Source organism: Flavobacterium album (genome assembly GCF_003096035.1).
GTDB classification, from domain to species: domain Bacteria; phylum Bacteroidota; class Bacteroidia; order Flavobacteriales; family Flavobacteriaceae; genus Flavobacterium; species Flavobacterium album.
This window is the reverse complement of sequence record NZ_CP029186.1, coordinates 1,341,998-1,358,371: the sequence shown is the minus strand read 5'-3', so window position 1 is coordinate 1,358,371 and position 16,374 is coordinate 1,341,998. Positions and strand designations below refer to the sequence as shown.

The window sequence follows — 16,374 nt, the reverse complement described above, 5'->3', positions numbered from 1 at the left end:
TATACATAATAAATTTTTCAAATATGCGTTATTCGAGTCATCACAAAGCCTATAATGCACTAATTTCTAATATTTTTTGTAGGAATTTAGTTTCAATTTCAATGACCGTTTTGCCGTTTTCTTCTAATTACAACGTGATAGTTGACAATTTTGCTTAAAAAATCCTTACAGTTTTGACTTAAGAAAATAAGCATTACATTTATAAAATAATTAGAATGGATAATGCCCTCACCCGTATGCATTTTTATAAATAAACTCACTTATCCGGCAAAAAGCCTGTTTCGTATTTTTTTTGTGTTTATGCTGATGATTGCCAATCCGGTATACTCGCAGGTGAAGCATATCGGCTTACCAAAGATCATCAACTATAAAAAATCAGATTATAACGGAGGCTCGCAAAACTGGGACATTGCTCAGGATAAAAAAGGCAACCTCTATTTTGCAAATACTGCGGGACTTATACAATTCAATGGCACATCCTGGAGCAGGGCGCTGATACCTAATAATACCATACGCTCCATCAAAATAGCGGAGTCAGGAAAAATATATGTTGGCGGCAACAATGAATTTGGCTATTATGATATCGATCAAAAAGGCAGCCTGGCCTATCATTCTATCTCTAAGCTTCTTAGCCCTAATTCTAAAAAATTTATGGACTTTGTTTGGAAAGTCCACATACTTAATGACGAGGTTTTTTTCCAGACATTCAACCGTACCTATATTTATAAGAACAACAAGCTGACGATACTTGAGGCGCCTAATCGTTTCCAGTTTTCGTTCGTATTAGATAATAAGCTGTACTTCCAGGATATATCCTCAGGCCTTATGGAATACCGCAACGGACGGCTTATTCCTCTGAAAGGTACTCAGGCATTCAACAATACGGAGATATGGGGCATGCTTCCGCTATCTTCAGGCAAAGTGCTTCTGATCACTATGGACAAAGGGCTATTTGTATATGAAAACGGAAAGGCGTCACCCTGGAATTGCGAAGCCAATACCTTTGTGCTGAAAAACAATTCCCTTGGCGGAAAGCTGCTGAATAATAATTTTATCGTCCTGAATTCTGTATTGGACGGCATTATAATCTGCGACCTCAACGGGAAGATCGTACAGCACATTAATAACAAGAAAGGCCTGCAGAACAATACTGCGCTTTCCTCGTTTGTGGATGCCAATAACAACCTCTGGCTCGGGCTGGATAACGGGATCGGGTTTATAAACGAGAACTCACCGTTTACCTACCTCGGTTCCAGCTACGACCTAAGTACTGTGTATGCATCGGCTTTGTTTCACGGCAACCTCTATGTGGCTACCAACCAGGGTGTGTTTTATCATGACTGGACCAAAGTATTCAAAGAGGAATCATTCCGCTTTATTGAAGGAACAACCGGGCAGGCCTGGAACCTGCAGGATATTGACGGCGACCTCTTCTGCCTGCACAACCGCGGGATCTTTACTATAGAGAATGGGAAAGCAGGCAAGTTTCTGGACGACCGGGGCTACCTGGGCCTGAAAAAAATGCCGGGCATGCCGGGCTACCTTATTGGTGCCAACTACCATGGTTTTGCTATTTTTGAGAAAAAACCTTCCGGGTGGGCATTCAAAAACCAGATTGAGGGCCTCAACATGTCAGATGCCAAGTTTACTACCGACGGGAAAAACATCTGGCTCATCAGGGACGGGGTGGCTTACCAAATGAAGCTAACCAGCGACATGAAGAGATTCAGCGTTATTGCGACACACGATAAGCTCAACAATAAGCTTAAAGGCATTACGAGTGTACAGCAAATCAACAACATTGTTTATTTTCAGACAGACAACCATTTTTTCACCTATTCGCAGTCGGACGATAATTTTATTGAAGATAAAAAAATGACGGCGCTTTTTAAGTCTATTCCTAAGATCCGAAACTGTTTTGAAGACAAGATAGGCAACATTTGCTACTTCTATGGGGATTCGTCTATGGGGATGCTGATAAAACAGCCCAACGGTAGCTACAAGAACGTGCTCTCCCCCTTCTCTACACTTACCGGCGACCTTGTATATTATTTTGAGTCGATCAACGCTATCGACAACTCTAATATTTTCATAGGGCTCACCGAAGGCCTTGCGCATTACGACCCGCAGCTGCAGCATATTTCCACCTTTGAGCCCAAAGCGTTCATCAGGAGTTTTTCGTCCCCTGGCGATACGCTCATTACCGGAAATATGGATCGTATTGATGACATTACGATCCCCTACCGGTCTAACAACGTAAAGTTTACTTTCTCCTCTCCTACGTATGACAATCCCGAGAACATAAAATTCTCCTACAAGCTAAAAGGGTTTGACGATAAATGGAGCAACTGGACAGGGGTACCGGTAAAAGAGTACACCAACCTGCGCGAAGGCGATTACCAGATGCAGGTGAAGGTGATAAACAGCTATGGTGTAGTATCTAAACCTGCGTTGCTATCCTTTACCGTATCGCCGCCTTTTTACAGGCATATACTGGCATATGTATTTTATGTGCTGCTGATCGCTTTCAGCTTTTTCTATATCAGGAGAAACACGCGGATGAAAATACGGAAGAACAAGTATTACGAAACGATGGAACAGCGAAGGCTGTACCTCGAAAAAGAAACCAAGATACGGCAGGAGCAGCTGGAGCTGGAAAAAGAGATTGAACGCCTTAAGAACGAGCAGCTGAAGGTTAAGATCCTTACCAAGGACAAAGAGCTGGTGAACAACTCGCTACAGGTAGTGAAGAAAAACAAGGTGCTCAACGACATCATCCAAAAACTGAAGGATATCGACCCTGAAAGCATGGATGAAGGCGCGAAGAGCCGGTTCAATAAGCTCCATAAAACGATTAACAAAGAAATAAACAGCGACAAGAGCTGGAACAACCTGGAAAAGCACATACGCAACGTGCATTTTGACTTCCTGAAACGACTTAAGGAACGGTTCCCTGCCATTACGCCGCGCGAAATGGACCTTGCCACCTACCTGCTAATGAACATGTCGACCAAGGAAATCGCTGAGATCATGAATATATCCGATGGCGGTGTGGAATTGGCACGCTACAGGCTCAGGAAAAAGCTGGGACTCGAGCGGAAGGAAAACCTTACTGGGTTTTTGATGAGTATTTAACTTCAGAAGAATCGAAGAACTGACGCAAAGATTCACAAAGAAGGCTCAAAGATTCGCAAAGTTTTTTGAAGACAGTATGAACTTTATTCTACGGAAAACCATTCGTTTCCAGGAAATGGAGCTTTAACGACAGGTACTGCGCTGTAAATTTTGCTTTCAGCAGGTTGTATTCGGTGGTGAGCAGCTGGTTTTTAGAGGATGTAAAAACAATCGCCTCTACGATCCCATTGGTGAATTTGGCCTGGGTAGTCTCAAAAGACTTTTGGGCCAGTTTCCTGGTTTCCTCAAGCTTATTTACCAACACGATATTTTGCTCCTGCTTTGCGGTTTCCTGCTCGATGGCCTGGCGCAGGGCTATCTTTTCCTGCTCTACCCCAACGGTTGCCTTTTGGCGCTCTATTTTGGCAAGCTGTACATCCCGGCGGGTCTTCAGCCCATTGAATAACGGCACCGACAATTGCAGCCCTACATAATGATTCTTATTGTCGGCCAGCTGCTTCCAGAAAGGGTTGACCGATACATCGCCCGGCTGGTTTATGGGCAGGTAATAAAAAGAAGAATACGAATAGAAAGCGGATAGTACCGGCAGGTAGCCATTCTTTTGTATGGTGACATTTTTTGCAGCAACTGCTTCATTCAGTTCGGCAGCCTTTATCTTCGGATAACTTGCCAGGGCATTTTCATATAGGTCTGCTACCGGCTTAGTATTAGTTTCTGCCATAGCTACATGCTCCAGCACCATAGCATCCGGCGAAGTGCTTGTAACGTTCATGAACTGTAACAGCGCCAGTTTTTGGTTGTAAAGCAGTTGGGTTGTTGCAAGAATATTGTTCTCTTCCTGCGCATAGCTTACCTGCATGTCATACAGGTCGCTTTGTGGTTTGCTGCCCAATGCGGCCTCTTTTTTCAGCCTTTCCAGATTGTATTTCGCATTTTCGAACTGGCCCTGCTGTATCTTAAGCAGCTCCTGGGTATAGAGCACCGTAAAATAATTCTCTAAGATGGAAAGGCTGTACTCGGCTTCGGTCGCGGCTTTATTGGCGGTAGCTTTCAGGACGGCAATCTTATTGCGGCGGGCTTCCGTGAAATTATTAAAATTTACGATATCCATCTGTGCATTGACCGAAAAATTATCCGACTGTATAGTAGAGCTCACCCTGTTGTTGGTAGCCGGATCAATGGTAGAGCCTATGCTGTAGCTATGGTTAGCTGTGGCATTTACTACAGGCAGGAAACCCATTACAGCGCTTCTTGCCGTTGTTTGGGCACTTAATATCTCCAGCTGCCGCAACCGGAAACTGAGATTATTGACACTTCCTGTTTCGAGGCAGCGCTGCAATGTCCACAGTTCTTGTGCGGAAACCGTGAAGCTGGTGATAAAGAACGCAATATATAGTATGATAGCCTTCATTTTAGGACAGGTTTAATAAGCCTGCGGGACGCAAAACCCGCAGGCATAAAGAAATGGTTAAAACAACGTATTCAAAAAAGTTTTATTCGTATTTCAGGTATTTCAGGACATCAATACGTGTGGCCTGGTAGGCCCTGGAAAGCACCACCATAAGTGTGAGCAGTAGTAGGGCAACAAACCCTATAAGGAATGGCTCAACGGTAATATCGATCCTGTAGGCAAAGTTTTCGAGCCACATATTAAGAAGGAAATAAGCCGGGAAGATGGTAATTACGAAGCCTGCGAGGCAGAACAGTACGTATTGTTTGGAAAGCTCCCTTAGCAGCACACTTGTTTCGGCACCCAGCGTTTTCCTTATGGCAATCTCCTTCATCCTTCGCTGTATCGAATAAGACGCCAGTGCGAAGAGTCCGAAAAGCGCAATGAGGATAACCACTATATTAAGCAGCGAGAACAGGTTTTTCTGCTTTACATAATTCTCATAAGTCCTTGCGAAATTTTTATTAGCAAATTCATACCGGAATGGGTTTTGGCTGTCAACATGGCTTTTCCAGAATTTTTCTATCCCGGCAATGGCTTCCTCTGTCTGTTCCGGATCTATCTTTACAAACAGCTGGCTTACGTTAAGCAGCATCCAGTCTACCGTTTTATAGTGGAAGAAAGTCATTGGCGGTATCTCGGTTTGCGGTCCGTCAACATGAAAATCTTTCACAATACCTATTATCGTAAATTTCTTGTCGTTCCAGTCTACTACTTTTCCTAAGATGTCTTTTTCCTTCAGCATCCGCGCAGCAGTTTCATTGATGAGTATAGAGGTTACGGTGTCTGAGGCGAAATTCGGGGAAATATTCCTGCCTTCTTTTAATTTAACGCCAAGCATATCGAGCGTATTAAAATCCATCAGCATGTTCTTACCCTGGATATTCAGTTTTTTGTACATGTAGCCTGAAGAGGAATTTGCGCCGCCGCCAAAAGAGAATGAGCCCAGCGATACGCCCTTCACACCTTTTACCTTTGACAGTTCCTGTTTTATCATTTCATAACGATGCCCTGCTTTTTTAAGGCTTGCAAAGAATTCAGCTTCGGTAAAATTCTCAAAATTATCTTCGGAAGCATAATTCACTTCCAATATCTGGTCGCCTTTAAAGCCAAGGTCTTTAGTGCTCATGGCATGCACCTGGCTGTACACAATATATGACCCTGTAATGAAAAATGATGCTATGGCAAACTGTAGCACCAGCATCCCGTTACGCAGCCAGATGCCGCTTTTGCTCCTGCCAAAGTTGCCTTTAAGCACCTTAAGCGTTTCAAAATTGGACACATATACTGCAGGGAATATCCCGGCCACAATTATCACTACCACGAAAATGGCAACAAGCTGCGTATAGAACTGCATACCGTGTATAACAAGCTCCTTGCCTAAAAATTCGTTGTAATACGGCAGCGAAAGCTCAACGATGACAAGTGCCAGCAAAATGGCGATGATAGCCGTAATGACCGTTTCAAAAACGAATTGCTTTATTACATTGGCTTTAGAGGCGCCTAATATCTTGCGTACACCTACTTCCTTGGCCCTTTTGATAGCCCCTGCGGTAGCGAGGTTCACATAGTTAACTACCGACAATATCAATATGAGCACCGAAAGCCCTACCATGATCATAAGGAACTGGTAATTGCCCATACCTTCAGGCGTACCGCTTGTTAAGGAATGCAGCCTCAAACCGCTAAGGGGCTCCAGGACAACTTTTGTTTTCCCGTAAATTTTTTGGTGCTGCTCCGGTGTTATGCCCATGTCTTTTGCATATTTCTTTGTGCGGTATTCAAAGTAAATATTCTGTACCTGTTGGGCCACTTTGTCCTTGTCTTCCGGGTTTTTTAGCTTTAGCAGCAGCGCATGGCTAAAGTTGCCCCACTGGTCTTTGTCCCGCTCCAGCTTGCTGTCCATTTTCCCTGTAACCACTTCAGGGGAGAAGGAAGATTTTCCGGGGATGCGGTACACGCCCTTGATCACATATACCGTCTGTGTACAGGTAACTTCTTTCCCGATCGGGTCTTCATCGCCGAATATGGCCTTTGCCGTCTTTTCGGAAATTGCCATAGCATTAGGGCCAATGGCATTTTTGGCGCTCCCCTTTATAAATTCAAAAGGAAAGAAATTAAAGAAGCTTGGCTGTGCATCGGTAATTTTTTCAGTAAAATAGTTCTTCCCTTTGTAGGTTATGTTCTCCTGGGCATACCAGTCTTCAATGTAGCAATAATCTGTTACATGATCTGATGTCGTTTTCAGCAGGTTTCCCGTCTGTGAAATATTGGTAGCCCATACATTATTTCCACCCAGGTCGTTTATTACCTGGAAAACATTGTCTTTTTCAGGGTTCCAGGCATTGTATCCTTCTTCATCGTTACGGTACAGGATAGCGAAGATAATGCCCGCTATGCCGATGCTCAAACCGAGTATGTTGAGCGCGGTAAAGAGCTTGTTGTTCTTTACCTGGTATAAAAATATTTTGATCCAGTTTTTTAGCATGACTTAAGATTGATTTGGTTGATTTTTGTCGGAAGTCTGGGGTCGGAAGTCCGATGTGTGGGTTGGAAGTCGGAGGTTGGAGATAGAAAGTCGGAGGTCCGAAGTCCGAAGCGGGGAGTTGAAGAGTATGAAGATGATGAGTATAATATACCTGCTCATAAAACTTACTACTCCGACATCGCTGCATCGGACTTCCGACTTCGGACTTCCGACTTCCGACTTCCGACTTCCGACTTCCGACTTCGGACTACCCTACCAGCACATCCACGTTCCTGCTGTTCATTTTTTCAGATAGCACCATGCCGTCTTTCATGAAGATGGTTCTTTGCGAAAAAGAGGCATCATAATCCGAGTGGGTCACCATAAGGATGGTAGCGCCGTTGGCATGCAGGTCGGTAAGCAGTTCCATCACCTCGTTGCCGTTCTTGCTGTCCAGGTTCCCGGTAGGCTCATCGGCCAGTATTATTTTGGGGTCGTTTACCAGTGCCCTTGCCACAGCGGCTCGTTGCTGCTGCCCTCCTGAAAGCTGTTGCGGAAAATGTTTCAGCCGGTGCGAAATGTTGAGCCTTTCGGCAATAGCCTCTACTTTCTTTTTCCTTTCGCCTGAAGACACATTGTTGTAAATAAGCGGCAACTCTATATTATCATATACCGAAAGCTCATCGATAAGGTTGAAGTTTTGGAATACAAAGCCGATGTTCTGTTTGCGTACTTTGCTTTTTTCGGCTTCTTTAAGGCCGTTCATTTCTTTGCCCAGCAACTGGTAGCTTCCGCTTGTGGCGCTGTCGAGCAGGCCAATAATGTTAAGCAGGGTCGACTTCCCGCAGCCCGATGCGCCCATAATGGTTACGAATTCGCCTTCTTTTATTTCAAGCGCGATGCTGTTCAGCGCTTTGGTCTCTACTTCTTCGGTGCGGAACACTTTTGAAAGGTCGTGTATCTTTATCATAATGATGTTTTTTTAATTTGCCTTAGGATAGCGGGATGATTAGGCCCGCTTCCTGCGGCAGTGATTGATTTATTGGTTGATTCAATTATTAATTGGATTGATGATGAACTCCTTTTTAACATACCTCTGGCCCCTCTCAAGAGAGGAAAAGCTTCACTCAGTCCCAAAAAACGACGCTTTTAAAAGTATGAGTGAAGCTGGGGGTGAGGCCTATCGCTCCGCCCATTTGCAAAGGTAAGAGCCAGTGGCTTTTTTGCCTACGAACTGCAGGTCGTATTCCCGGCCCGCTTCAAGGCTCACCTGCGTGTCCCTTTTTTCGTTTTTAGTGAAAACCTTGCTAAAAACCACCCAGCCTTTAGCGTCTAAGATAAGCACTTCAAGATTGCCTTTTTCAACGGTTACGTCAAAAGTAAGCTTTAGTGCATTGGTTTTTGGCCCCAATAGCTTTACCGACGTCTCGCTTTGGAATGCATCATATTTTGCTTTAGTGAACGACTGCCCGCTTTGGGTATTCCATTCTTTTGCCTCTACTATGTCCGAGAACACAGGGCCTGCCGTGATGGTCGTTTTTCGCATTTTCTTACCTGCTTCGTGCGCCGGTGTTTTTGATATTCCTGTAAGCGTTATCGCTAAAACTAATGTACTCGTAAGTATCGTCCCGAAAATTAAGATTGATTTGATCATGACTTTTGATTTTTTAAATTGATGATTATTTTGAATTTGTTTTTACTATTTAAACCCTTGCTTTGAGATTTCTCCTTCGTCGAAATGACAGAATACCTGAGATTTGCTTTTTGTTATTTGGAATTTGTTATTTTAAATTCAGCACCTCTATATCCTTATAATCCTTGTATGATGATGTCACCACCTTTTCACCTGCTTTAAGGCCGCCGAGAATCTCATAATACAGCGGGTTCTCCCTGCCCAGCTTTATGGCCCTTCTTTCAGCTTTGTCACCGTTTACCACGAATATCCATTTGCCTGCGGTGTCGTCGGTAAAGCTGCCTTTGGAGAGAACTGTCCTTTTTGTTTTTTCAGAAAGGAGCAGCCTTACGCCGAAACTCAAGCCCTGCCTCAGGTCAAGCCCTTTGGCATCGGCAAAATTAAGCTCCACCTGAAACCTGCCGTTCTTTATCTCCTGTATCACCCGAGTCACGACTACATCCACCATTTGGCCCTTATACTCCACTTTGCCTTTCTGCCCTTCGCTCACGCGCTCCAGGTAAAATTCATCTACTTCGGCCAGCAGCTTGTAGCCATCCATTACATCTATCTTGCCGATGCTTGCGCCTGCCTGGTAATTCTTGCCCAGCACCGGCTCAAAGGAGGTCAGCCTGCCTGCCACGGGGGCGGTCACGAGGAAATTCTTCTTGTTGCTTCTAAGTATGTCAAGGCTTTTGTGCATAATGGCCTGCGACTGTGTTATCTGCCCTATCTGGATGTTATTGGCCTGCTTTTCCTTCTGGATGCTCTGCTGTATGATGTTCTTGCGCTCTTTCTGGAAGCGGAAGTTCTCCTGTGTTTTCTGCCATTCATTCTTAGACAGTATCTCTTCCTTAAACAGCTTCTCGTTCAGGTCATACTGCGTTTTGGCATCCTGGTAATCGTGCTCAATCGCTACAAGGTCTTTAGCAAGGCTCAATTCCTGGTTGCGCAGGTCGAGCTTGGCTTTGTTCAGGTTATTTATCTGCTCTATGATCGATGTTTCCTGCGTAACATACCCAAGCTCGGTGTTCGGGTTGTACAGCCGTGCCAGTGGCTGCCCTTCGGTCACCATGGTACCGTTCTGTGCAAATATCTCTTTGATCGAACCGCCCTCTATCACGTTAAGCAGCATCGAGTTCAGTGGCTCTACCTTCGCCTGGAAAACAATGAAATCCTCAAAGTAATCGTTCTCTACGGTTTTGATAGTGATCTCACTGCGCTTTACATCGAGCGCCCTCTTTTTGGTCACGGCAGCGTAAACCAGGTAGCTTGCCAATAAAAATGCCGGCAAAGCGATAACGAGATATTTATTTTTTCTATTTTTACGGGTAACAGCGGTGTCCATTTGTCTTTGTTTGGCATACTCAATAACAATTTTGTGCCACGATTTTAAAAATTACAAGTCGCTGATTTTCAATAGTATTATTTTTAATAAAATTTTCAAGTGTCCGATATCGGACACCTTTTTGTCCGAAACCGTACACTATGAAAAAAACGCAGGCAGCCATTTTAGTCATCGATGACCAGGACGATATTCTGTTCGCCGCCAAAATGGTGCTCAAGAAGCATTTCGAGACCATTTATACCCTTAACGACCCTAAAAAAGTTATCGCTACATTGTCGGAAAACCAAATCGATGTGGTAATGCTCGACATGAACTACCGCATAGGGTTTGAAGACGGCCGCGAAGGCATTTACGTGTTGCGTGAAATAAAGACGTTCAGCCCCAAGACCATCGTAATATTAATGACCGCCTTTGGCAAAGTGGAAACGGCTGTAGAAGGGCTAAAGCTCGGTGCTTTTGATTATATACTGAAGCCTTGGGACAACGAAAAGCTGCTGCAAAAGGTACGCTCCGGGGTTGAAGAAAGCCGGAAGGAGAAGAAGAAAAATGAAAAGACACCGCCAAAGGAATCATTCTTCATTGGCGATTCGGCAACAATAAAAAAGGCGTATTCATTGGCAGAAAAGGTCGCAAAGACCGATGCCAATGTACTTATCCTTGGTGAGAACGGTACCGGGAAATATGTAATGTCGCATTACATCCACCAGAATTCCAACCGCGCTTCACAGCCTTTTATGCATGTAGACCTTGGTTCTCTCAGCGATACTATTTTTGAAAGCGAATTGTTCGGCTATGCCAAAGGCGCTTTTACCGATGCCAAAGCCGATACACCCGGACGCTTCGAGATGGCGAACAACGGCACTATTTTTCTGGACGAAATAGGGAATGTCCCGCTGCACCTGCAATCGAAATTACTGACCGTATTGCAGAACCGCGCAGTGACCCGTTTGGGCGAATCGAAGCCAAGGCCGGTGAATGTGCGCATCATTACCGCCACCAACATTAACCTGCAACAGGAAGTAGCGCAGAAACATTTTCGTGAAGACCTTTACTACCGCATCAACACAATGGAGATCACCCTGCCGCCACTACGGGAACGGCGTGAGGATATGGTGCCGCTGGCCAATTTCCTGTTGGAAAAGATCATGGAGAAATATGGCCGCGATGGCGTGGAATTCGATAATGGCGCCCTTTCGCAAATAGAAAAGCATACCTGGAACGGCAACATCCGTGAGATGGAGAACCGTATAGAACGTGCGGTAATCCTTTGTGAGAACAACAGCATCATGGCTTCCGACCTTGACCTCAGCCATGTCACCGGAACCATACAAAACGACGATGTACAGCTGTCGGACATCGAAAAAACGACTATAGAAAAAGTACTGCAGAAGCACAATTACAATATCAGCAAGTCGGCCGAAGAGCTTGGGTTATCACGGGCCGCACTATACAGGCGCATGGAGAAACACGAAATAGGTACCGGGCAATGAAACTTTACCAAAAACTCTTTATACGCCTGGCCTTTATTATTGGTGCCGTCGGCCTGTGCCTGTGGGCGTACCAAAACGACCTTATTTACACATCCGTATTATGCTTTGTCATTTTCCTGGGCTTGCTTGCAGAGCTTTTCGCCATTATCCGGACTATTTTCCAGTTTTACGACAAAACCATCAGTGCCATACTCAACAACGATTTTTCTGCGGATTTTTCAAAACACAATTCATCCGATAATTACAAGAACCTCTTTCGCCTGTATAACAGCCTGAAAGATAAGGAAAATGATGCGGAGTCGAAAGACCTGGTGTACCGCGCCATCCTGAACAATATCGAGACAGGTGTGCTTATCCTCCAAAAAGATAGGGACGACTGGAACATCTTCCTGATGAACGATTATTTTTCGAAGCATTTCATCGTGCCAAAGGTATCTAAATGGAGCTACCTGAAAAACCAGCTTCCGGCATTGTGCCATGTTATTGAAGAAAGGGAATTCGGCGAGATACGGTCGACACTCCAGATACGTGTGGATAAGCAGGACACGCAGACATTCATGCTGCAATCGTCGATGACAAGGACGTATGACAAGGATTATTACATCATCCTGCTCGATTCGATACAGAAAGTGATCGAGAAAAAAGAGAAAGAAGCCTGGATCAACCTGATGAAGGTTATATCACACGAGCTGATGAACTCAGTCACCCCGATACGTTCGCTTACGCAGAATCTCAACGAGTTGGTGCAGCAGGAGTCGCTTTCCAAAGATGACCTCGACGACATCAGGCAAAGCGTATCGACTATGCTGCACCGAAGTGACCACCTGCAAAACTTCATCGAAAGCTACCGCAAGCTGGCCATGCTCCCTACGCCGAACAAGGAAAAAACCGACCTTACGACCCTGCTCGGGAGCGTGCTGAACATTATGGCACCATTGTTCAAAAAAGCGAATATTACGGTGACAAATTCAGTGACCCTTAACCGCTGGCTGATGATCGACAGGCTGCAGATGGAACAGGTGCTCATCAACCTGCTTACCAACAGCATTTATGCACTGGACGGAATGGGCGAAAAGCACATTGATATCGCTACCGAAATAAAGAATAAGCGTGTGTTCATTATTATTACCGATACGGGTAACGGTATCGATGCGGCTATTGAGGATAAGATATTCCTGCCGTTCTTTACCACGCGGAAAGAAGGTGCAGGCATTGGGCTTACTTTATCTAAGAACATCGTGGAAGCCCATGGCGGGTACCTTTCGTTTGATACAGATAATGAAAGGACGCGATTTGTGATCTGTTTGCTGGAATAGTATTAGCTACGAATTTACAAATTAATACGTGATGTAGAGACGCAGTGCCTGCGTCTCACGAACTGTTTTGCCGATATTGGGCGAGACGCAGGCACTGCGTCTCTACAGTTCAGACTTTCAACACCGGTAAATACCATTTAAACTTCACCGCCAGCAGCCTGAAAATAATGATAAGTGCTGAGGATGCCGCATAAATGATATCAATATTCAGCCCTGTGCGCCTCAAAGCAAAGAACACAATGCCGCCAAAAATACATACCGTAGCATAGAACGTTTCCTTCCTGAAAAGTACCGGTATTTCGTTACACAAAATATCCCTGATGACCCCGCCAAAGCAGGCCGTCATAGTGCCCAGCGCCACACAGATCACGGGGTGCAGCCCGGCGATAAGGCCTTTTTCGATCCCGATCATGGTAAACACACCGAGCCCGATGGTATCGAATAGAAACAGCGAAACCCGCAGCTTTTCAAGCCTTCTCCAAAACAGGGCAGAAAGGCAAAAGCCAAGCAGTATAATGTAAACGCTGTCCAGGTTGAGCATCCATCCCACGGGAGTGCTGCCTGTGAGGACATCGCGCAATGTACCGCCGCCCACTGCCGTTACAAAGGCAATGGTAAGCACCCCAAACAGGTCGAGCTTTTTGTTGATCGCCGTCAGTGCGCCGGAAATAGCGAAGGCGAGGGTACCGATGATATCGAGTGCGTGGAACATTTTACAGTATTAATAAAGCAAACCTACAAAATGTTTGGGCAACATAACTGTGTAAAAATGTTAGATTGCTTGTCGTTACTCTTTCTCAATCATATATTGGTTAAATTATACCTACAAGGTCTTAGAGACACAGGTGTCCGGAAGACTATATTTTATTCAAAAACAATGAGTTAAAAGTTTTTATTGTTTGGTTGTACAAAGTTGGATTTAAAATTTAGAGTGGTATATGCCGCTCCTCCGGAGCTCTGGAGGACGTACTCCTGTTGATTTCTATAAATATTCCGTCCCTCCGGGACTCATCCACACAGCCCCAGCGGGGCGGTATGTTTATAGAAATCGCGGATATAGTGGGGCTTTGAGTTCCGGAGGAACGACATATATTCAAACTCTTTCGAACACCTTTGTCTTTGAGACCTTGCAGGTAATCATCTTTTATATGAATCCGGCAATTCCGGAATGAGTGAAGCTGCCCTTCTCCTTTGGAGAAGGGTTGGGATGAGGTCAAAAATAAAGCCCCGCTATTGGCGGAACTCCACTTTATCTTAAAAATCCGGCTATAGGTTTTTAAGCCCTTTTGCCTGTTCTTTTGTGGCTTCGGTGATGCTGATGGCAAATCCGCCGCCCGGTGCACTTAGCTGCGCCAGTTTTGATTTGCTTGTCACTATCACTTTACGGATTGTATAGGCTTGTGGGTTGGTTTTGTAGTGTGCATCTTTTGCATCGGCATAAATGGTCGCGATATAGGTTTTGCCTTTGTCAAGGAAATCGAAATTCACATTGGCGGTGCGCGGTGTTTCACCATTTACATTGCCTACGAACCAACTGCTTTTGCCCTTTGCCCTGCGCGCTACGGTAATGTACTGCCCCGGCTCTGCTTCAAGGTATTTGCTGTCGTCCCAGTCTACCGCAACGTCTTTTATGAACTGGAAGGCATCCGAAAACCTGTTGTAGTTCTCAGGGAGATCGGCTGCCATCTGTAACGGACTGTAAAGCGTTACATAGAGTGCCAACTGGTTAGCCAGTGTACTGTTAACATGCGAATGGTTGTCCGGGTTGAGCTTGCTGACATCCATTTCGAAGATACCCGGCGTGTAGTCCATCGGGCCACCCATAAGGCGCATGAACGGAAGCAATGTCACGTGGTTGGGCTTAGACCCGCCGAAAGCCTGGTACTCTGTACCGCGTGCCGATTCGTTGCCGATAAGGTTCGGCCAGGTACGCGCAATACCAGTAGGGCGCACGGCTTCGTGGGCATTCACCATTATCTTGTATTTAGCTGCCTTCTCGATAGCGTACTGGTAGTGGTTGATGATCCACTGGCTATAGTGGTTCTCACCCCTTGGAAGGATATCGCCCACATAACCGCTTTTTACGGCATCGTAGCCGTTGTCTTTCATAAACTTATACGCCTGGTCCATGTGGCGCTCATAGTTGCGTACCGATGAGGATGTTTCGTGGTGCATGATCATCTTTATGCCTTTAGACTTTGCATATTCATGGATGCCTTTCAGGTCGAAATCAGGGTATGGCGTCACAAAATCGAATACATAATCCTTTGAATGGCCAAACCAGTCCTCCCAGCCTACGTTCCAGCCTTCTACAAGCACGCCATCAAAACCATTGGCCGCGGCAAAGTCGATATATTTTTTCACGTTGGCCGTGTTGGCACCGTGCCTGCCATTTGGCTTTGCTTTGGTATAGTCTGTCTTGCCCAGCTCTACCGAAGGGTATTCATCAGTATAAGCCCATGAGGTCTTGCCGGTGATCATTTCCCACCAAACGCCCACATATTTTACAGGCTTTATCCAGGAAGTATCGTCAATTTTACAAGGTTCGTTCAGGTTGTAAGTCATTTTCGAAGCCAGTATATCACGCGCATCATCGCTGGCAATGATTGTCCGCCACGGTGAAGTGCATGGCGCCTGCATATAGCCTTTGTCGCCAATAGCATCAGGTGTAAGCCACGATTCGAATATCATTGTTTTCGGGTCGAGGTTCAGGTGCATGCACGCGTAATTGATAAGCGCTGCCTCATGCAGGTTGATGTACAGGCCGTTGTCGGTCTTCATCTGCAAAGAGGTCTGTACCCCTGTAGCCGCAAATCCCTTTTGCGAAAGGTTGGCCGTACGCGATTTTTCGGCAAGGCCTTTTATTTCAGACAATTTTGATATTGTATAATCGTATTCCTGCGTGTCATAATCCCCGGGGATCCAGAAAGCGGTATGGTCTCCTGCCATGGCAAATTGCGTACGCTCTTCTTTTATAACAAAATAGGTGAGGTTCTTCTGCTGTGGGAATTCATAACGGAAACCAAGCCCGTCGTCAAAAAGGCGGAAGCGGACGATCATGTACCTGTCGGTGCCTTTTTGCGTCAGCGTAACGGCAAGCTCGTTATAATGGTTGCGGATGCTTTTCACCTCGCCCCACACCGGTTTCCAGGTCTCATCGAACGTAGCGGTTTTGGTATCGGTAACGATAAAATCATTCAGCAATGATTTTTTGTCGTTCTTAAGCTCAAGGCCCAGCTTACTGGCCTTTATTACGTCTTTTCCCTTATAGACCAGGCTATACGTAGGCACACCTCCCGCCTGAAGCGAAAATTTCATGGTAAAGGCACCATTTGGCGACTTGAGCTCCTGTGCATTGGCAGCATTAACAACGGCCAGTAGGAAGCAGGCCAAAGCGATTAGTTTCTTCATTTGTAGTTTGTTTACTTTACAAATATAGAGTTTACATTCTCTTTTACGTTTGCCTTCGGCATAAACAACAGCACTCCAACGTTGT

10 protein-coding genes are annotated in these 16,374 nt (G+C 45.4%); 3 read left to right on the top strand and 7 right to left on the bottom strand.

Annotated elements, in window-relative coordinates:
- Positions 1-300: 300 nt before the first annotated feature.
- Positions 301-3,135 (top strand): helix-turn-helix and ligand-binding sensor domain-containing protein, encoded by a 2,835-nt coding sequence (locus tag HYN59_RS05880; RefSeq protein WP_108779651.1) that lies wholly within the window; start codon positions 301-303, stop codon positions 3,133-3,135.
- 88 nt (positions 3,136-3,223) lie between these two features.
- Here the strand turns inward: HYN59_RS05880 and HYN59_RS05875 are convergent, their stop codons facing one another.
- The 5 genes from HYN59_RS05875 to HYN59_RS05855 form a co-directional block, all read right to left on the bottom strand.
- Positions 3,224-4,546, bottom strand: a complete 1,323-nt coding sequence (locus HYN59_RS05875) for a TolC family protein (RefSeq protein ID WP_108777384.1) — start codon at positions 4,544-4,546, stop codon at positions 3,224-3,226.
- 82 nt (positions 4,547-4,628) lie between these two features.
- Positions 4,629-7,073 (bottom strand): ABC transporter permease, encoded by a 2,445-nt coding sequence (locus tag HYN59_RS05870; protein WP_108777383.1) that lies wholly within the window; start codon positions 7,071-7,073, stop codon positions 4,629-4,631.
- Between the two features lie 247 nt (positions 7,074-7,320).
- A complete protein-coding gene (locus HYN59_RS05865; RefSeq protein ID WP_108777382.1) occupies positions 7,321-8,022 on the bottom strand; it encodes an ABC transporter ATP-binding protein in 702 nt (233 codons plus the stop codon).
- Between the two features lie 210 nt (positions 8,023-8,232).
- Positions 8,233-8,706 (bottom strand): hypothetical protein, encoded by a 474-nt coding sequence (locus tag HYN59_RS05860; protein ID WP_108777381.1) that lies wholly within the window; start codon positions 8,704-8,706, stop codon positions 8,233-8,235.
- Positions 8,707-8,833: 127 nt separating this feature from the next.
- The gene (locus HYN59_RS05855) at positions 8,834-10,072 is read right to left on the bottom strand and encodes an efflux RND transporter periplasmic adaptor subunit (protein ID WP_108777380.1); all 1,239 of its coding nucleotides are present in this window, start codon (positions 10,070-10,072) and stop codon (positions 8,834-8,836) included.
- A 140-nt stretch (positions 10,073-10,212) separates the two neighbouring features.
- Between HYN59_RS05855 and HYN59_RS05850 the strand changes: the two genes are divergently transcribed.
- Both HYN59_RS05850 and HYN59_RS05845 read left to right on the top strand, forming a co-directional pair.
- Positions 10,213-11,562, top strand: coding sequence for a sigma-54-dependent transcriptional regulator (locus HYN59_RS05850; protein ID WP_108777379.1), 1,350 nt, complete (start codon positions 10,213-10,215; stop codon positions 11,560-11,562).
- Positions 11,559-12,878 carry a sensor histidine kinase gene (locus tag HYN59_RS05845; RefSeq protein ID WP_108777378.1) on the top strand — a complete coding sequence of 440 codons (1,320 nt, stop codon included), beginning with the start codon at positions 11,559-11,561 and terminating at the stop codon, positions 12,876-12,878. Before HYN59_RS05850 ends, HYN59_RS05845 begins: the two co-directional genes overlap by 4 nt.
- A gap of 109 nt (positions 12,879-12,987) precedes the next feature.
- Here the strand turns inward: HYN59_RS05845 and HYN59_RS05840 are convergent, their stop codons facing one another.
- Both HYN59_RS05840 and HYN59_RS05835 read right to left on the bottom strand, forming a co-directional pair.
- Entirely contained in the window at positions 12,988-13,590 is a 603-nt protein-coding gene (locus HYN59_RS05840) for a trimeric intracellular cation channel family protein (RefSeq protein ID WP_108777377.1), read from the bottom strand.
- Positions 13,591-14,144: 554 nt separating this feature from the next.
- Entirely contained in the window at positions 14,145-16,289 is a 2,145-nt protein-coding gene (locus tag HYN59_RS05835) for a glycoside hydrolase family 97 protein (RefSeq protein ID WP_108777376.1), read from the bottom strand.
- Positions 16,290-16,374: the final 85 nt, after the last annotated feature.

Excerpts from the sequence above, each read along its gene's own strand:
- HYN59_RS05880 (WP_108779651.1), top strand. The coding sequence starts at position 301 with ATGCTGATGATTGCCAATCCGGTATACTCGCAGGTGAAGCATATCGGC.
- HYN59_RS05865 (WP_108777382.1), bottom strand. The coding sequence starts at position 8,022 with ATGATAAAGATACACGACCTTTCAAAAGTGTTCCGCACCGAAGAAGTA.
- HYN59_RS05860 (WP_108777381.1), bottom strand. The coding sequence starts at position 8,706 with ATGATCAAATCAATCTTAATTTTCGGGACGATACTTACGAGTACATTA.
- HYN59_RS05875 (WP_108777384.1), bottom strand. The coding sequence starts at position 4,546 with ATGAAGGCTATCATACTATATATTGCGTTCTTTATCACCAGCTTCACG.
- HYN59_RS05870 (WP_108777383.1), bottom strand. The coding sequence starts at position 7,073 with ATGCTAAAAAACTGGATCAAAATATTTTTATACCAGGTAAAGAACAAC.
- HYN59_RS05850 (WP_108777379.1), top strand. The coding sequence starts at position 10,213 with ATGAAAAAAACGCAGGCAGCCATTTTAGTCATCGATGACCAGGACGAT.
- HYN59_RS05835 (WP_108777376.1), bottom strand. The coding sequence starts at position 16,289 with ATGAAGAAACTAATCGCTTTGGCCTGCTTCCTACTGGCCGTTGTTAAT.
- HYN59_RS05845 (WP_108777378.1), top strand. The coding sequence starts at position 11,559 with ATGAAACTTTACCAAAAACTCTTTATACGCCTGGCCTTTATTATTGGT.
- HYN59_RS05840 (WP_108777377.1), bottom strand. The coding sequence starts at position 13,590 with ATGTTCCACGCACTCGATATCATCGGTACCCTCGCCTTCGCTATTTCC.
- HYN59_RS05855 (WP_108777380.1), bottom strand. The coding sequence starts at position 10,072 with ATGGACACCGCTGTTACCCGTAAAAATAGAAAAAATAAATATCTCGTT.